The organism is Mycoplasma sp. 1890 (assembly GCF_053851615.1).
Genome location: NZ_JBSQAZ010000014.1, coordinates 1 through 18,113 on the forward strand (window position 1 = coordinate 1; position 18,113 = coordinate 18,113).

18 protein-coding genes are annotated in these 18,113 nt (G+C 27.0%); 5 read left to right on the forward strand and 13 right to left on the reverse strand.

All coding sequences use genetic code 4. From position 1 onward, the window contains the following. Window positions 1-76 precede the first annotated feature (76 nt). The 3 genes from ACWXVO_RS02895 to ACWXVO_RS02905 are packed head-to-tail and all read right to left on the reverse strand — an operon-like array spanning window position 77 to window position 5,506. Window positions 77-1,219 (reverse strand): hypothetical protein, encoded by a 1,143-nt coding sequence (locus tag ACWXVO_RS02895; protein ID WP_456002474.1) that lies wholly within the window; start codon window positions 1,217-1,219, stop codon window positions 77-79. Then, window positions 1,219-5,142 (reverse strand): AAA domain-containing protein, encoded by a 3,924-nt coding sequence (locus tag ACWXVO_RS02900; RefSeq protein WP_456002477.1) that lies wholly within the window; start codon window positions 5,140-5,142, stop codon window positions 1,219-1,221. The genes ACWXVO_RS02895 and ACWXVO_RS02900 overlap by 1 nt, the downstream gene beginning before the upstream one ends. Window position 5,143: 1 nt before the next feature. Then, window positions 5,144-5,506: a hypothetical protein gene (locus ACWXVO_RS02905; RefSeq protein WP_438340693.1), complete on the reverse strand. Its 363-nt coding sequence runs from the start codon at window positions 5,504-5,506 to the stop codon at window positions 5,144-5,146. 253 nt (window positions 5,507-5,759) lie between these two features. Here ACWXVO_RS02905 and trpS point away from each other — a divergent pair, with 253 nt between their 5' ends. Beyond that, on the forward strand, window positions 5,760-6,764 hold the full coding sequence (trpS, locus tag ACWXVO_RS02910; protein ID WP_456002480.1) for a tryptophan--tRNA ligase: 1,005 nt from the start codon (window positions 5,760-5,762) through the stop codon (window positions 6,762-6,764). Next, entirely contained in the window at window positions 6,751-8,490 is a 1,740-nt protein-coding gene (thrS, locus tag ACWXVO_RS02915) for a threonine--tRNA ligase (protein WP_456002483.1), read from the forward strand. Before trpS ends, thrS begins: the two co-directional genes overlap by 14 nt. Before the next feature lie 58 nt (window positions 8,491-8,548). Here thrS and ACWXVO_RS02920 read toward each other — a convergent pair whose 3' ends face one another. The 3 genes from ACWXVO_RS02920 to ACWXVO_RS02930 all read right to left on the reverse strand — a co-directional run bounded on the left by ACWXVO_RS02920 (window position 8,549) and on the right by ACWXVO_RS02930 (window position 10,826). Continuing rightward, complete coding sequence (locus ACWXVO_RS02920) at window positions 8,549-9,286, reverse strand: hypothetical protein (protein ID WP_438340690.1); 738 nt, start codon at window positions 9,284-9,286, stop codon at window positions 8,549-8,551. Window positions 9,287-9,465: 179 nt separating this feature from the next. Then, window positions 9,466-10,107 (reverse strand): hypothetical protein, encoded by a 642-nt coding sequence (locus tag ACWXVO_RS02925; protein ID WP_456002486.1) that lies wholly within the window; start codon window positions 10,105-10,107, stop codon window positions 9,466-9,468. 14 nt (window positions 10,108-10,121) lie between these two features. Continuing rightward, window positions 10,122-10,826 carry a YgjP-like metallopeptidase domain-containing protein gene (locus ACWXVO_RS02930; protein WP_456002489.1) on the reverse strand — a complete coding sequence of 235 codons (705 nt, stop codon included), beginning with the start codon at window positions 10,824-10,826 and terminating at the stop codon, window positions 10,122-10,124. Window positions 10,827-10,976: 150 nt separating this feature from the next. Here ACWXVO_RS02930 and rpsT point away from each other — a divergent pair, with 150 nt between their 5' ends. Then, entirely contained in the window at window positions 10,977-11,240 is a 264-nt protein-coding gene (gene rpsT, locus ACWXVO_RS02935) for a 30S ribosomal protein S20 (RefSeq protein ID WP_438340687.1), read from the forward strand. Between the two features lie 42 nt (window positions 11,241-11,282). Here rpsT and rsmI read toward each other — a convergent pair whose 3' ends face one another. Genes rsmI through dnaX form a run of 6 tightly spaced genes read right to left on the reverse strand, consistent with a single transcriptional unit; the run spans window position 11,283 to window position 16,393 of the window. Further along, window positions 11,283-11,990, reverse strand: coding sequence for a 16S rRNA (cytidine(1402)-2'-O)-methyltransferase (gene rsmI / locus ACWXVO_RS02940; protein WP_444705043.1), 708 nt, complete (start codon window positions 11,988-11,990; stop codon window positions 11,283-11,285). Beyond that, complete coding sequence (locus ACWXVO_RS02945) at window positions 11,980-12,858, reverse strand: hypothetical protein (RefSeq protein WP_444705042.1); 879 nt, start codon at window positions 12,856-12,858, stop codon at window positions 11,980-11,982. The genes rsmI and ACWXVO_RS02945 overlap by 11 nt, the downstream gene beginning before the upstream one ends. Then, window positions 12,858-13,499, reverse strand: a complete 642-nt coding sequence (gene tmk, locus ACWXVO_RS02950; protein ID WP_455966070.1) for a dTMP kinase — start codon at window positions 13,497-13,499, stop codon at window positions 12,858-12,860. Before tmk ends, ACWXVO_RS02945 begins: the two co-directional genes overlap by 1 nt. 8 nt (window positions 13,500-13,507) lie before the next feature. Continuing rightward, the gene (locus ACWXVO_RS02955) at window positions 13,508-14,098 is read right to left on the reverse strand and encodes a toprim domain-containing protein (protein ID WP_456002491.1); all 591 of its coding nucleotides are present in this window, start codon (window positions 14,096-14,098) and stop codon (window positions 13,508-13,510) included. Continuing rightward, entirely contained in the window at window positions 14,098-14,391 is a 294-nt protein-coding gene (locus ACWXVO_RS02960) for a YbaB/EbfC family nucleoid-associated protein (protein ID WP_456002494.1), read from the reverse strand. Before ACWXVO_RS02960 ends, ACWXVO_RS02955 begins: the two co-directional genes overlap by 1 nt. A 31-nt stretch (window positions 14,392-14,422) precedes the next feature. Continuing rightward, window positions 14,423-16,393: a DNA polymerase III subunit gamma/tau gene (gene dnaX / locus ACWXVO_RS02965; RefSeq protein WP_456002497.1), complete on the reverse strand. Its 1,971-nt coding sequence runs from the start codon at window positions 16,391-16,393 to the stop codon at window positions 14,423-14,425. Window positions 16,394-16,661: 268 nt separating this feature from the next. Between dnaX and ACWXVO_RS02970 the strand changes: the two genes are divergently transcribed. Together ACWXVO_RS02970 and ACWXVO_RS02975 are read left to right on the forward strand one after the other, a co-directional pair. Continuing rightward, entirely contained in the window at window positions 16,662-17,189 is a 528-nt protein-coding gene (locus ACWXVO_RS02970) for a hypothetical protein (protein ID WP_438340680.1), read from the forward strand. Then, window positions 17,176-17,604, forward strand: coding sequence for a bis(5'-nucleosyl)-tetraphosphatase (locus ACWXVO_RS02975; protein WP_456002500.1), 429 nt, complete (start codon window positions 17,176-17,178; stop codon window positions 17,602-17,604). Before ACWXVO_RS02970 ends, ACWXVO_RS02975 begins: the two co-directional genes overlap by 14 nt. A 26-nt stretch (window positions 17,605-17,630) precedes the next feature. On the opposite strand, the gene ACWXVO_RS02980 is transcribed toward ACWXVO_RS02975, so the two are convergent. Further along, window positions 17,631-18,113: hypothetical protein (locus tag ACWXVO_RS02980; RefSeq protein ID WP_456002503.1), on the reverse strand; the 483-nt coding region annotated here is incomplete at its 5' end.

The following is an 18,113-nucleotide window of genomic DNA, read 5'->3' on the forward strand; positions in this document are numbered from 1 at the left end:
TCCATTTGTGTTGCCTAGTTAATAAATATGTGTCCAGGATTCTGGGTACATATCAGATAATAACCTATTTTTCTTATTAACCTTTTTCAAAAAATAATGGAACATCAAACTCTATTTCCTTTTGGTTATTGCCATAGTTAGGTTCGATATAAATGCCATATTGAGAATGGTATCTACCTAGTTTCTCTTTATTTGTAGATAAGGTAATAATTCTACCCTTAAATTTTATTCGTGTTGATGTTTTTCAATCTTCATTATCAAAACCCTCAATTTTTATTGGAGATGTAAATAAAATAGGGGAATAAAAATTATTAGTTTCTGTTACAAAGTTAGATACAACCGTCATTTGTTCAATGCCGTTATTTATCTTGTGTGGTTCACCAAAAGCCCAAGAATAATCAATTAATTTTGATGAGTCATTTTTAATAGAAGAAAATTTATCATTAAAGTCTTGTATAAATTTTCTAAATTCCGCTTTATATCTATTAATTTTTTCATTAGAAAATTTATCTTTTACATCAATAGGTAAAAGCAACTTATAAGCGACCTTATTCCTAATTGATTCAATAAATTTACTATCAAATTGGTCTTGTTTTTTCTTTATTGTTTCTTCATTGAATTGCTTTGTTTTTAATGTTGTATAAATAGGAAAATTTCTAATAACAAATTCAGTATTTGTCCCTTCTTGATGTTTAAAAACAAGATCAACAAACAATGTATTTTTAGATAATGTATCAATTACAAAATTTTCAAATTCAATTTTCCATTTAACATTAGAATTTTTATTTTCAAAAATTGCATATTCACTTATTTCTTTTTGAACATTTTTTTTAAACAAAAGACTAATATTATCAGAATCACTATTATTAATAATTTTAGCCATGACACTTTCTGGAGTGCCATCAATTTTTATATCGTTGTTTATTTTTATATTAACATCTTTGTTTTTCTTATTATTTAAATTAAATGAGTATTTTTTAACACTATTAAACCAGTAAATGAGTGCTTTTTTAGGCTTTGTAAGTTGTATACTGACTGTTGCAATAATAACAGAAGAAAGCAAACCACCTGAAAGTGATCAAAATAATATTTTTCTTATCTTCTTTGCTTTCGTTAGACGTTGAGCAACTTTTTTATGTTTTAATTGGTCTTCAAAGCTAACATCCTTGTCAATCGAATCAACCCAATCAAATTCCAAATCTTTGTTATCTTTTTTCATTAATCCCCAAATTCAAATTCCGTTGTTTTTTCATCAGTATCAACTAAACCAAACTCATCAATTATATTATCCGGTGTATTCTCTATCTTTTTAAAATCAACCTGTTTTTCCTGATCTGCTCTAACATTAGTTTCTTTTAATTCTTCAAATTCAAAATCATTTTCTTCAACACTAGATAATCCTAATAATTCAATATTATTAAACTCATCCGTCTCATTGTTTATCTTGTTGGAATTTATTTTAAAATCATTAATTTCAGCTTTTGAGATAGTTTCATCATTTTCTTGATCAATTATATAGGTATCATCTTTCAAAAAATCAGATGATAAATTATTTAATGAAACTTCACTATCTTCGAATTCTTCATGTGTATTTTCATTTAAATCCATAATAACATCGGAAGAATAATCTTCATTATCCTGAGCAACTTCCAAATCATCTTGCTTAAATTGTTCTACCTTAAAATCATCAGTAAGAGAATCAATATCATCTGTCTCATCTGGATGAATTTCCAAATAATTATTTTGTTCTTCGAATTCATCAATTTCAACCGCTATTTGACTATGATTATCCATTTCTGCGACATAAAAATCATCGACGTCATCAATATGATCATTGTTTTTTGCCGTTTCATCACCTGTTTTTATATTATTTTCTTTCAAACTAACAATATTATTATCTTTTAGTTTAGTTTCTATATTCATATCTTCTTCTCCAGATTGAGGAATAAAATTAACTTCTTTATATTCTTTTAATTCATACATATTATTTTTTTGTAATTCTATAATAGCTTGATTTTCTACTTGTTGTTGTGATATCAATGCTTCTAAATATGCAAATATCTTATTTTTAATAATTGGCCATTCAATTTCGGAAATAGTAATAATTGGATATTCCTTAGATTCAAGAAACTTAATATTATCTCTAAAAATAAGATATTTACGATAATCATTCTTATATAAAAAATTATCTAAAATAAATCCTTGAATAAGCTTGTTGTTAAGCTTATTAATTAAAACAATATCGATGGTTTTAGTTCCAACAGAGTAATCTGTTTCAAATTGAAGGTTTTTGTCATCAATAAAATTGCGAAGTTCATCTAGTACATCAACCTTAAATTTAATATCTTCGGGCAATGAAATAATTTTAGTAGCCAAAAAATCTTCAACCTCATCTAAATAATTTTTTTGCTCATCAATTGATAAGTCAAGAAATTTTAATCATTCCTTAAATACTATCATGTCAGCTGTTGATCGATCTGTAATTTCAATATCATCGGCATAAATCGATTTAACAACAAAGACCTTTTCTTTAGCGCGTGATATTGCCACATTAAGAGCATTTTTCCCGCCTTTTCTTGCAACATATGTGTTATATAAAGCAGTATTTTTATCATACACAACTGACATAATAACCAAATCAGCTTCATCGCCTTGGATATTTTCAATATTTTTCAAAACAACTTTTTCACTATTTAGAGCATCTTCTAATTCTGGATCATTTCCGAATATTCTATTAAATAGATATTCTTGTTGTTTAACATTAAAAACTAAAATGATTATTTTGTTATATTTTTCAAGATTTTGCTTGCATAATTCAATGACCTTTTCACCCTCAGCAACATTCATGCTATTATCCCAAGTTCCATCAACTTGAAAAACCTCAATTGCTTTTTCATTAGAAACTGATAGTTCATAGTTATCAATAACATCAAGTTTTGATTCATAAAAATGCTTTGATGAAAAAGTCATTAATGTCGCCTTTTTAGAACGGTAATTTTTATCTAATAGCAGCGAATAAACACCTCTTGCCCTAGCATAATCTAGCAACGATTCAATATTGCCAAAGTCATCTTCTTCATCAAAACTATATGTCGCAGAGAATCATCTTGTGGGTTGCATTTGTTGGCTATCACCGGCAAGAATTTTTCGCTTTGCTAAATATAAAATTGGAATGCCCTTTTCAATAAACATTTGCGATGATTCATCAAGAATAGCAAAATCAAACTCCTGTTTAGATCACATCGACAAATCAAGTTCAGGGGTAGTAATAATTATTGGAAATAATATCTTAATCATCTCCTTATGTTTGTGAAAAAACTTGTAAGGCTTTAAATGGCCAGTTCTTATAGCCATAGCAAAAGAAGTATATTGCATTTTTTGCTCATCGCTAAAATTGGTCATCCGATCAAATGTTTTTTCAAGAAGCATCTTAACAATATTTTTATCATCATTTAAATAATTGGTTTTTTTGTTAAGAATTTTTTTATATTGTTTTTCAAAATTAGTAATTTCTTCAAATGAAACAAGATTTACATATTTAAGCGCCTCATCAATATCAATAGTCATTAAACTTTGATCATTCGATATTATTTCCGCCATGTTTTTAATTATTTTAGGAATAATACTAAAAATAGTGCATTTCTTATTAAAATTTTTTTCATATAGTTTTTTTATAATTAACTTCTTATCACTAAATTCGCAACATTGATTATATTTAAGATTATGATCCATTTTTTTAAGGTTTTCATATGTTTGTACACTAAAATTACCATTCATTACCGCGCTATAAAAATTAATGATATTATCTATATTTTTAGTTTGCTTAATTAAATTTACATTATCAACATAACTTTCATCTTCATCACTAAAAACACTAAGACCTTCTTCAGCATTTGAATTTTCATAATTTTCTAACAAATGAATAAATTCACGCAATGGCTTGTAAAAATTCTCAGGTCTCAGATTTTTATCATTTAATGCAAATAAGCAAAAAATAGAAAGCTTTTTTAGCCTGCTACGTAAAACGTCTAATGCTGCTTTCTTTTGGCTTACAACTAAGGCGGTGTAGCCTCTTGTCATAATATTAGTTATTAAATTAGAAATAGTTTGTGATTTCCCTGTCCCAGGAGGACCTCAAATAATTGTATCCTGATATAGTGACGAGATTGTTGCAACATCCTGAGAAAAATTAGTTTCTTGAATTTTAAAAAGCTTAAACTTGTTATCAAAAATTACTCTATTAACCTTTTCACGATATAAATTCTTATTAAAATTTGGATTTAAAATCTCATCGAACTCATCATTTTCAATAATTTTTTTCATTTGATTTCACAAATATCCCGACGAAACATTATAAAAACCAAGAACTATTCCGGGATAAAATTCTATTGAGCTATTTTCAATATTTTCAATTGTTAAATTTTTAATACCTTCTTTCAAAGTTAAGGGCATATTGAAGAGTGGTTTTCAAGCATTTTTAAAACTTTCAAATACTTCACGAATTGATAGGTTATTAAAATCAAATGAGTCAACATTGAGTGAAAAGCCTTCTTGATTCAAGAACGTGACTAGTTTGCTATTGACTCTTATGTCAGAACTAGAACTTAAGGTGACTAATGAATTTTTAACTTCAACTAATATCTCTTTAAAAAATAATGGAGCATAAATTGTTTTATTTTCTGTTTTTATTGATATATAGAAAAAGCCTATATGCAAAGGCCAAATATTGGTTTCAATATTGATATTTTGCGCTTTATTTAAAATTTTCTTTCACTTAACAACTGATTTTTGAAACTCCGTTTCCTGACTAGCAACAATAATGGCTTTTGCTTTTTCAAAATTTGTACCAAGCATCTTAAATAAATTTTCTGGAATTCGTTTATTATAGTCTTCAAAAATAGCAATTACTTCATTCTTATTTTTAGCTTCATAAACCTTTGTTGCAATCATCCGATTTGCAATATCAGAAATCGTGCAGTTTATATTAAAATTATTGTATATATGATCAAAAGTTTCTTCACCGAAATTTTTTAACACATCAAAATATTTTTCGTTATCAATTGAACTGTACAATGAAGAATCAAAGGTATCAATATTTAGCAGATTAGCCATTAACATTTGATATTTGGTATTGTTATTCATTTTAATTTACCTCATTAATTAAGTGCTCTATGTGTTTGGCTACATTACCAACTACAAAAGAAATAGTTTTACTTTGAATTGCAACTCCGGTTATACCATCAAGATTTTTTAATTGCGGTATAGCAATCTTGGTCTTATCAAAAAAATTAATTTTTAAAATTTTTTGTGTAGCTGATACCGATTTAATATTTTCTTTTCCACCTAATAGCGAAACAAATACATCAAAATTAAAACTTAATTTAGTTTCCTTTGAGAGATAATTCTTGGGTTTGGTTTGTCTAAATCTTTTCTTTCAATAAATTAAAATAAATCCAAAAGTAACTATGATTAAAAAGATATATAAAAATTTGTTTTTTGGGTTCATATTAACACCTTTTTCACTTAAAAATTTCTACTTTTAAATTATATTTTAATTTAAAATTAATATCAAAAAAACATTTAATTAATAGTAATTTTCAACAAAGATATCAAATAAAATTTATTAATTATTTTTTCAACTTAATTTAAGCATAAAAAAGTTATAATGTTGGATTATTAAATAATAAATTATTTAATATGATATTTTTAAAAAAGTTATAAAATTTATACAAGAATTTATTAAAAAAAGAAGGCACAAAATGGACAAAAAAAGAGTTTTAAGTGGAATTACGGCTACAGGAAAATTAACCATAGCAAACTATATTGGAGCAATAAAAAATATGGTTAAATTGCAAGAAAATTATGATAGCTATATATTTATCGCTGATCTCCATGCTCTAACCCTCCCTATTGAACCACATATCCTTGAAGAAAATCGTAAAAATATATACGCTTTATTTATTGCCTGTGGAATTGATCCTGAAAAATCGACCCTTTTTTTTCAATCAGATGTTATGGAACACGGTTTAATGAACTGGTTAATTTTAACAAATACAACTATTGGTGAATTATCTAGAATGACTCAATTTAAAGATAAATCTCAAAAAGTAAAAAGTTCAAATGGTATGGAAACAATTCCGACAGGACTTTTAATGTATCCAACATTGATGGTTGCTGATATTCTCTTATATGATGCTGATTTAGTGCCTGTCGGAATTGATCAGAAGCAGCATGTTGAATTAACAAGAAATATAGCTCAAAGACTAAATAATAAATTCAATATTAAATTCAAGGTTCCTGAGCCATATATACCGGAAGTTGGGGCAAAAATTATGTCACTAGTTGACCCAACTAAAAAAATGTCAAAATCAGATGCAAATGAAAAATCAGCAATTTATTTATTGGACGATCCTGAATTAGGATATAAAAAAATAATGAAAGCAGTTACTGATTCTGAAGGAAAAATTTACATCTCAGACGATAAGCCGGGCATTAAAAATTTATTATCAATTTATTCTTCACTTAAAGATATAGACTTAAGGGAAGCTGAACAACATTTCAAAGAAAAAAATTATGGTGAATTAAAGCAAGAAGTGGGCACCTTAGTTAAAGATTTTTTAACTAAAATTCAAACAAAATACAGTGAAGTAATAAAAGATATCGAAAAAAAAGCAAAAAAAGGAGCACAAAAGGCTTCAAAAACCGCTTCAATTACTCTTAAAAAATTTATGAAAGGCCTAGGTTTAAATAATGAAATCAAATAATAAATTAAATCACTCAACTAGTCATCTATTAGCTGCAGCAATTTTAAAAATGTATCCAAATACAAAACTGGCAATTGGTCCTGCTATCGAGGAGGGTTTTTACTATGACTTTGAATTTGAAAATCCAATTTTTGAATCAGACTTACCTCGAATTGAAAAAACAATGAAAAAACTAGCTGAACAAGGCTATGAAATGAAAAAGGTCGAAAAAGACTTTTTCTCTTTTGAGAATCAACCTTACAAGCAAGAATTATATGATAAATTCGTAAATGAAAAAAAAGAAATAACCTTCTTTCAATTCAAACACCCAAAAACTAATGAAATTTTATTCACAGATCTTTGTGCTGGTGGGCATATCGAAAATACTAAAGAAATTAAGCATTTTAAATTGTTATCAATTGCAGGGGCCTATTGAAAGGGTGATTCTAATAACAAAATGCTAACAAGAATCTATGGTACTTCGTGAGAAACTAAACAAGAACTTGATGATTACATAGAAATTCTAAAAGAAAGAAGGGAAAGAGACCACCGCAAAATAGGCAAGGATCTAAACCTTTTTATGTTTAGCCAACTGTCGGGCCAAGGTTTCCCAATTTGACTTGAAGATGGAATGAAAATTCACAATTCAATCCAAAGATATGTTTTAAAGTTAGATAAAAAATTTGGTTTCACCGAGGTTTTAACTCCTCATTTTGGAGAAAAAAAATTATATGAAATGAGTGGTCACTGATCACATTATCAAGACGTTATGTTTAGTCCTATATTGATGGATAATGAAACTCTTGTGGCACGCCCTATGACTTGTCCGCATCATATAATCTTATTTAATTCAACAAGACGTTCATATCGCGATTTACCTATACGATATTCTGAACAATCTAGGTTGTACCGCTATGAAAAATCAGGTGCCCTTTCTGGATTAGAAAGAGTTAGATCTATGGATTTAACCGAAGGACATATTTTTGTTAGACCAGACCAAATTAAATCTGAATTTAAACACCTTTATAAAATGATTCTACAGGCACTCAAAGATTTTAAAATTGAAATAGACCATGTTTCACTTTCTTTAAGGGACCCAAATGATGAAGAAAAATTCTTTAAGGATGATCAAATGTGAAACAAAGCCGAAAATGACCTTCGTGAAGTATTAAGAGAATTAAACATTGAATACAAGGAATTTATAGGTGAAGCAGCTTTTTATGGTCCAAAGGTCGATTTTCAAGTCAGAACTGCGTTAAATAGAATAATAACAATGTCAACACTTCAACTTGATTTCTTGCTCCCTCATAGATTTAACATGAAGTTTGTTAATGATAATGAAGAATTTGAAACACCTGTTTTAATTCATCGTGGCTTAATTGGAACTTATGAAAGATTTATCGCTACATTATTGGAACAAACCAAAGGTATTCTACCGTTTTGATTAAGTCCAAGACAAGTTACAATAATGCCAATTGTAAGTGATTTAAATGATTATTGTCAATCTCTATTTGAGGAATTTTTGGATTTAGATTATAATGTTAATGTTGACTTAAGAAACGAAAGAATAAATAAAAAAATTCGCGATGCACAAATTCAAAAATCTAAATTTATAGTTATTATCGGACGCCAAGAGGTTGAAAATAACAAATTAGCTGTAAGAGAATATGGCAGCGAAAAAACCGAAATATATTCAAAAGAAGAATTTATAACTAAATTATCAATGTTAAAACGCGAATTAAAATAATTTAAAAAGTTAGGTAGCCCTAACTTTTTTAAAAATTTTTACTTTTTATATATCTAATTTAGATTATAGCCTTTACACGTAATACAATTAAAATAATGTTAACAATAATTAATAATGTTAATATTGTGAATAAAGCAAGGAAAGCTCTTTTTTCACGTCATAAACCAAGTTTTTTATTGTGAGGCATTGCTTTGCATGATGAACATGAGCTCATTGCTTCTTCAGCAAAACCTGTAATAATGTATTCATGAGTCATTGATGAATTGCCTTCGTTTTCTAAATGAAATGAAACAACTAATGTATTGCCTAACTGTTTAACCTTTTCAATAATTGTTATGTATTTTGAAAATGATTTAACATCAAGAGCCGAAACTTGTGAAGCCTTTCTTGTTTCAATATTTTCAACATAAAAAGTTGTTTGTGATGCTTCTGCTTCTAAATCGATCATAGGGGTAGTTTTCATCTTTTTAACTGGCATTGGTTTATCCACCAAATCCTCCTTTTCAATATATTCAATAGCCTTTTCATTTTCAACTTTAACTTCTAATATTTTTTCAATTATGTTACGAGCTTTCTTTATATCAACACTTCCACGGTAGGCCCCGTCTTGATGAAATCACACACGAGTATCATTTTTTGATTTTTCACTAACTCTAATAAATTCTGAAACAGCATCAACAAATTCAGTAAAATTACCTGAAATTTTTTGATTTGCTTTTTTGAAATTAAATGACACTTTTTTATCATCACCAATCTTTTCAGAAATGTAATATCTTTCTAGTTTACTTTTGGTCATTATTTCCTTTCTATTGTTTTATATTTTATATAATATTATGCTTTAATTATAGACAAAAAAAATAATTTAATTCATTTATATAAACAATTTTTATTTTTTTAAGATATTAAATACTAAAAAAGCAATCATTTTCAATAAACAAGCAATGTTTTAGCAATACTTCTTATAAGAACATCAAACTAAAATTCAAACCGTTTATTATTTAATAATTCAACAATTTTTTCAACATTTTCAAGAGTTATTATAGGCTTTAATTGGCGCTTTGCATCATTCATAAAACTTGATAAATCTTTGAGTTTAGAGAAGCCTAAATATCCTGGATAATTATTAATATCAATTTTATCGATATCTTCAAATATTAAAATGCCAATCACTGGAAGATTATTAGGAAGTAAAGGAAGTAAATTATCAATATTTTTATTCAAATCCCAAAATAAGTTATTAATACAATATTTGGCTTTGGGCGTAGTCAAAAACCATTCACGATTATTATAATCACCTTCAACTAGCATAGCATTATCTTTTATATTTTTAATAACAAAAAGACCATAGCTATTTATGATTAGGGCACCACTAATAAAGGAGTCAAATTTTTCAGGTCTATATTTACCTTCCTTTATATATTTCGTGTTAGGTATAAACCTACTTATTTTCTTAATTTCGGTGTTTAGATCAACTTTATTAATTTCACTTTCTTCATTTTGCATTTCACTTCTTTTTTTATTTTTAAAATGTCTTATAATAAAAATTAAGTCAATGATTAATATTATTGCTAACATTGTGTAAATAACAATCAACAACACCACAGCTTGTTTTTCCATTTATAAATTTCTCCTTAGACTAAAATGTGTCTTTTTTGTTTTTTATCAAGTTCACGGAAATTGGGGATAAATGATTCTAACAAATCCCGAAATGCTTTTGAGTGATTTGGATGAATTATATGGCAGACCTCATGATAGGCAACATATCTTATTATTTCTTCACTAAAATGAATTAATTTATTGCATATGCTTATCCTATGCGTCCTTATATTTATTGAAGCTCAGGATGTATTTTTTTTCATAACAATAAATTTTAGATTGCATTCCTCACCAACAATTTTTTTATATGCTTCATCAGCATAAAATTTAAATACGACAATTAGTTTTTTATTCAATTGATCATTTACATAAGTTTCAGCTAATAAAGGAGTTATTTTTTTAGAGATTTTTATTGACTCAAATTTTTCATCATCAAAAATGATAAGGTTTTCTCTTATTTTAAAATTAACTTTTTTGCCTAAGTAATAAAATGTTTTCTTATTATAATCAACACCAAGAAAATATTGATTATCAATATTGATTTTTTGAGTTATTTTTAATATTGTTTCATCCACAAATCTTCAACATTCCTTAGAACATAATTTTATAATTGAACCTTGCAAAACATAATAATTATTTTCTTGCAATAGCAAAAAGGAATTATCGTAAGTATAATAAAGTTTTATTAAATATTTTTCTTTATTTATTATTCTATAAACAGTCATATCAGGGCTTTTCATATAAAAATATTTTAATAAATTAAAATAAATAATGTGTAATTATTAAAAAAAGTAACAAAAAACAAAAATAGTAACTAAATACAAAAAAATATTGCGTTTTTATGTAAAATTAGTATGCTAATTATTTTTTTTAGCAAGAAAGGCAAAAAAATGGCAAACATTAAATCAAAACAAAAAGCAATATTATCTAACGAAAAAGCTAACGCACGTAACTCAGCTATTAAATCAACTGTAAAGACTGCTATCAAAAAAGCTAAATTAGCAGCAACATCACAAGATGAAAAAGCAGCTGAATTAGTTGCTAAAGCACACCATGAAATTGATAAAGCTGTTTCAAAGGGTGTTTTACACCAAAATAATGGTGCAAGAAAAGCTAGCCGTTTAGATGCATTTATTGCTAAATCAAAGAATTAATTCTTAATAAATAATTTTTTAAAAACCGGAAAATTCCGGTTTTTATTTTTTTGCATATTTATTAATCTTAATATGCTTTTCTTTTTTAATATTAAAGACAATTACATATTCGCCTTTAATTGGCTCATTTTCTAATAATTTAATAATTTCATTTGGAGTCCCGCGATAATCTTTTTCAAAAAGTTTAGTTAGCTCTTTGCATAAGTAAATATCAACTTTTTTAGAAAAAACTTCATCAAAATCTTTTAATGTACTTATTAGCTTATATGGCGATATATACGCCACATAAACACCCTCATTAATTTTTTTTAACTGATTAATTCTCTCACCACTTTTATCTTTCAAAAAACCAATAAAGTTAAATGTAGATCCAAAGTTAGATTTTATGAATGCGTGAGTAAAGGCAGTAACTCCACCTATAACATCGACAAAAATTCCATTTTTATTCGCTTCACTAATTAAATTAAAACCAGGATCAGAAATGCAAGGCATACCAGCATCAGAAATTAAAGCAACTTTTTTTCCCGATAATATATAGGAAATAACACGGGGAGCCAATTCTTTCTCATTAAACTTATGATAAGAAATCAATTTTTTGCCTGTTATTTTAAAATTATTTAATAACTTCTTACTTACTCTTATATCTTCACACAAGATAATTTCGACTTCATTTAGAATTCTAATAGCGCGTAAGGTTATATCTTCTAAGTTTCCAATGGGGGTTCCAACGATATAAATTTTAAACTCCATAGAACTCCTCTAATTTCAACAATAAAATAGCCTTTTGTAGATTAAAGTTTGCTGCATTTTTTAGATTTACTTTAGTTTCTTGAAGAACACATAATATTTTATAAATAGGAACATAATCAAATGATGTTGGTTGTATTTTATAATCATTCAAGATTAGTAAATCATTAAATCCTTTTTTTACTTTATATATATCCATAAATGCCATGATCATAAAATTTATGATTGCTTCCTTATTATCATAATTAAAATGACTAATAATTTTAACTAATAATTTTTGTGGCTCTTTATTGGAATTAACTATTGACTTGCTTAATTCTGTAAAAATAGGAATAATGTCTTCATTATATTCACTATTTGTATGAACAAAAAAATTCTTAAATGGCTTAAATTCATTAATATCTCTTGTATTTAAGGTATTATTTAATTCAATAATGAATGCACGTGATTTAATTGTACTTATAACCTGAGAAATATAATTACAAGACATTAAAACAACGGTGTTTTGGGGTGGATTTTCTAAAAACTTTAATAGACTATTAAGTGATTGCTGTGTACCATTTTCAACAGTGTCAATTATTAGTATTTTTTTCTTATTTTTAGATAACAATGATGTTTCAGTTGTTTCATTCATAACATCAAGAATATTTTCTTTGCCAATTGTATTTTTTCTTCCATCCACATAAAAGTAAATATCGCCTAGTTTAATGTCGCTAATTTTTTCAAAACATTCACCATTAACATTATTAATAAAATATAAAAAATATTCATCAAAACTTTTAATATTTTTTGATGAAAATAAATAAACTTGCCCTAATTTTTGCTCTAAGAGAGAGTTATCAATTATTTTTTTAAAAACAAAATCAATCATTATAAAATATTTTCTTTTTTAAGAATTTCTAAAACTTTCTCATATAAATCAATAATAGAACAATTTGCATCAATAACGCGGTATCTAGAGCGGTTTTTTGCAATAACCTTATTATAAGCCTCTCGCAAAGAAAAATAATATGATACATCGGAAGTCTCAAATCTATCCATTCCTTCACGCATCTTAGTAATTCTTTCAACCGATACAGAGGGTTCAAGATCAAAAAATATTATTAAATCAGGTTCAGTTTTATTTGTTGCTATTTGGTTAATTATTTCTACTTTTTCCAAGCCAGCCTCACCTAAAACTCCTTGATAAACATATGATGATGTTGTATAACGATCTGTAATTACATGTTTTTCTTCCTGCAAGGCAGGCCATATACCTTTTTCAAGATTTAGGCGTCTACTTGTTGCAAAAAGCAAAGCATCAACCATCGAGCTAAATGAATTTTCATTATCAAGAATTAATTGTCGAATGTGTTCAGCCTCTTTTGAAAAAGCAGATCCTGGTTCTCTAGTAAATACAAAATTATCAATTAATCCATCCTTAATAAGATCATTCTTTAGCATTTGAATAATAGTTGTTTTTCCAGATCCGTCCATTCCTTCAAAAGCAATAAATTTACCTGTTCGACCCATAAATACTCCTACACCTTTTTCTTGTTTAATATTGACTGTTTTAACGAAATCGGATCGGCGGCATCGATTGACATTCCGAAAGGAATACCAACAGATAGCTGATACAGATCCTTATTTTTTAATTCATCTCGTATCTTTTTCTCAAGAAATTTCATTGTTATTTGGCCATTTATATCAGTATTTAAAGCTAAAATAATTTCATCATTTTTTGATGCTACACTTAATAAATGGTTGATTTTCTTAGTTGTTTCATTACTAATTTGTTTAGTATTGATATATTCATTAAAAACAAAATATTTGCCTTTTTCAATGTCCAACTGCTCAATTTTTTCAATATCATTGTTATCTTGGACTACAAAAAGTTTTTTACCTCTTTTTTTATCTAAGCAAATATCACAAATATCCTTAGTAGTATATGCTAAGCATTGTGTACACTTCTTGATTTGCTTTTGTAAGTCTATAATATCCAAAAACAATGTACTTGTGTATTCTGGATTAACCTCAAGAAAATAAGTCACAATTTTGCCTGCCTGCTTTTTTGAAATACCAGGTATCATCTTTAGAGCTTCAACGATTTTATCTCTAAGTTGTAAATTCATTAAAATGGCAACCCGCTATTTGAATACTTTGTCCCAATTTCATCATATGCAGCTTCAATTTTTTCAAGAGCCTCATTAACTGCAAGCATAACTAAATCCTGTATTAATTCAGGATCCTCAGGATCTATTAATGCTTCATTTATAATAATCTCTGTAATTTTTCTTTGGCCACTCATTGTAACCTTGATTCCTTGCTTTTCAACAACAAACTTTTGTTGAGCAACAACTTGCTCATCCTTTTCCATTTCTCCTTGAATTCTCTTTGCATTCTTTAACATTTCATTAATGTTCATAATAATAATTCTCCTTACTTTTTTAATTTCCTTATGTCTTCACAATATCGCCAAATAATTTCTTAGCAAATTCTACATTGGGATTTTGTTTATTTTTATACTTATCTAAATTTGGCAAATTAATAATTTTAATTTCTTCGCCTTTTTTGCTTGCTCAATTTTCTTTACAATATTTTATAGCATTATCAAGCTGGTTACGCGTTATTGCAACAACATTTGTGTATCTACCAAAAATGCTATTAACAGCCTCAATAAAATCAGGACTAGTTCTTTTTAAATTTAGTTGATGAACCCTTGCAATGTCTTCACTTTTTAAAACAATGAGGTCATCAATACTATAAAATATTTTAAAATCTGTCAACAAAGGAATCAAATATCCAAGTTCCTTCTTAATTCTTCTTTCAATCATATTGTAATACATAGTATCAATATCTGTCTTAGCCTTGGAATCGTAATTATAAATCTTCATTCGCACGTATTGGTAAATAAAAACAAGCGAATTAACCTCATCTTGGTCTAACTCTGCCTTAAGGATTTCGACAGTCTTAGAAGGGGCAAGATCATTATACTCGGCACTAATAATATCATTTAATAAATCTGAATTCTCATATTCCTTGGCCGTTTCTACAATAAGAATTTCTGATGTTTTTTCAAGCAATTGATCAACATTTATTTCTTCAATTCCAACATCTTTGAGCTCTTTTTTGATTGATTGTGTGCTAATTTCATTAGGAGATTCAAATTGATTAGAAATGCTTTTAAGATCAAAAATTGAATTAAATTGTTTATGATTATCATTATTAGCAATTTCGTCATCAACCAGTTGGAAATCATTATTCAAATTATCTTGATGAACTTTTTCTTTATTATTAAATGAAAAATTATTATCTTCAATATTTTTTTTGATAATCCCATCATTTAAATTATTTTTCTTATAAGAAGACATCTTTAATAAATAAAGATCAATAAGTTCTTTGGGAATATCAGAATTTTTTGAATCTCTTATTGCGCTTTGAATTAATTCTATATATTTAAATAAAGCTTCATCATCAATATCAAGTTCACTAAGTTGCTGTTTGTTAGCAAACTCTAATAATGATTCGTCATGAGTTTTTTTCATAATTATATAGTCTTTAAATGCCTTAAATATTTGCAGAACAATTTTTTCAATGCTAGCGCCATTTTCAACCAAATAATTAAACTTGTCAATTAAGGGCTTATGCTCGTTGGCACATATACATTTTATTAAGTATCAGATATTTTGAAAATCTACTATTCCAAAGAGCCTTTCTATTGCTTCTTTAGTTATTTCTTCATTTGCACAATAAATAGCGACTTGATCAGCAATACTTAACGTGTCTCTAAAACTGCCATTACCCAAATCAACAATTAACTTAATGGCATCATCCTTTGCTACTATATTTTCTCTCTTAAAGATATTAACAAGCTGATTAAATAATACTTTTTTATCAATCTTTTTAAAGTTAAACCTTTGAACACGACTTAATATTGTTAGCGGGATCTTCTGAGGATCAGTAGTTGCTAAAATAAATATAGCGTGTTTTGGCGGTTCCTCGAGAGTTTTTAGAAGAGCATTAAAAGCTGCTTTTGATAACATATGGACTTCATCAATAATATAAATTTTATATTTACCATTCGTAGGCAAATGTTTGATTTTCTCTTTAAGTTCTCGAATATCTTCAATTCCGGTATTTGAAGCAGCATCGATTTCAATAATATCAATATTATTATCAATCGATTTAATGCATTCTAAACATGGACTTTCTGAGCTACGGTGGATACAATTAATAGCATTTGCAAAAATCTTTGCTGTCGAAGTTTTACCATTACCATGCGGACCACAAAATAGATAGGCATGGCCAATTTTGTTTTCATGAATAATATTTTTTAGTGTCTCTACTATGTGTTGTTGTCCACAAATTTCCTCAAATGTCTTTGGACGATATTGACGATATAGAGCTAAATATTTTTTTGTGATCACAGAACTCTCCCTAAACATAAATAATATATTTTATACCAATGTTTTAAATTTAAAAAACACAATAACCTTTAGTTAAAGGTCTATCAAAAAAGCAAAGGTATTCTATGCTATTATTGTATTAAATTATATAAGCAAAAATTATCAAAACTTCTTTTTTTAAAAAAATCATGTTAACATAAAACAAACTATTATTATTGAAATTAAAAAACATTTACTAAGTTCTAACTAATAGTAAAAAGTATTTATTTTAATATATATAATAATAAATATGAATAAAATTGATAACCTAATCAAGTCACAAATTAAGCGCAATTTCTACACATTCTTTGTATTAGTAATAGTAGCTCTATTGGCATCCGTTATACAAATAATTGCTTCAGCATTATTAAAAAAAGACATCAATAAAAATTTATTAATTGGAATATTAGCTATAATTACACTAACAAATATTATTATGTTGTTAACTAGCCTTAGCTATATGCCAATATTTAAGGAAAGAAAAAATCTTAATCATAATAAATTATTAAAAACCGTTTTTGGTCTAGTTATTGCTTTAATTGCTTTTATTTTAATTTTTTTTCTACTAATATTTCTAATCAATGGGACTCACCAGGCTATAATAAATGCTTACTTACAAAAAAATCTACATAGTAAAGAAAAGAATATTAATTTATTCATGAATTTAAAAATAATCAAGTTAATTTTTGATTCTCTTCTAATTTTAAATATAATTACAATATTGGGAATAAATATTACAATTAAAAAAAGAGGTGGCATCTTAAATGAAATACGTTAAATCATGCGGCGCAGTAGTGTTAAATAATATTGAATCTAAATTATATGTTTTGCTTGTTCAACAAACAGCTGGCCATTGGACATTTCCTAAGGGACATGTGAAAAAAAATGAGACAGAGATCGAAACAACACTAAGAGAAGTTAAAGAAGAAACAAATGTTGATATTGAAATCATTGATGGCTTTAAAGAAAAAACAACATATTCTCCATTCAAAAACACAACTAAAGATGTTATATTTTTTTTGGCAAAACCAAAAAATTTTGATATAAAAAATAAGCCGGGAGAAATAGAAATAGTTGAGTGAGTTGGAATTGAAGAAGCTATGGTGAATCGCATTACTCATGACTCAAACCGGGAAGTGCTCCAAAAAGCTGTAAATTACTACATCACCAATTGTTGAAAATATAATAAATAAAATCTGGATTTAATCCAGATTTTTTATTATTTCTTTCCGCCAGGGATATCAAATATATCAATGATAGGTGCGTGACCTTGAATTCCGCCTGAAAATAAATTGTAAAGATCACCTCATTTTGTATCTTCATTTATGATGGTTTCTTTTTTAGAGGATGTTGATTCACTTTTTTGTTCTTGTTTTTGTTTAGATTCTGTTTTTGGTTTAGTTTGCATTTGACTAGGTTCATCATCCTCATCTCACGGAACATTTAACTCAGGCTCATCTTTCGGCACTTCAGTATCGTATAAATTATCATTATGGATAGTTATATCCTTATTATTGTGTGAATTATCTATTGAAAATCCAAATCTTTGTCCTTTTCCTTCTTTCATCTTATCGTATTTGTTATACAAGTATTTATTAAAAAACGTGTCAATAATTCTTTTAATTTCATCATTAGAAGGATCGTTGTAATCAATTTCAATTTTTGGTGCTTCATTTTTTATATTATTTATAAGATTATTGTT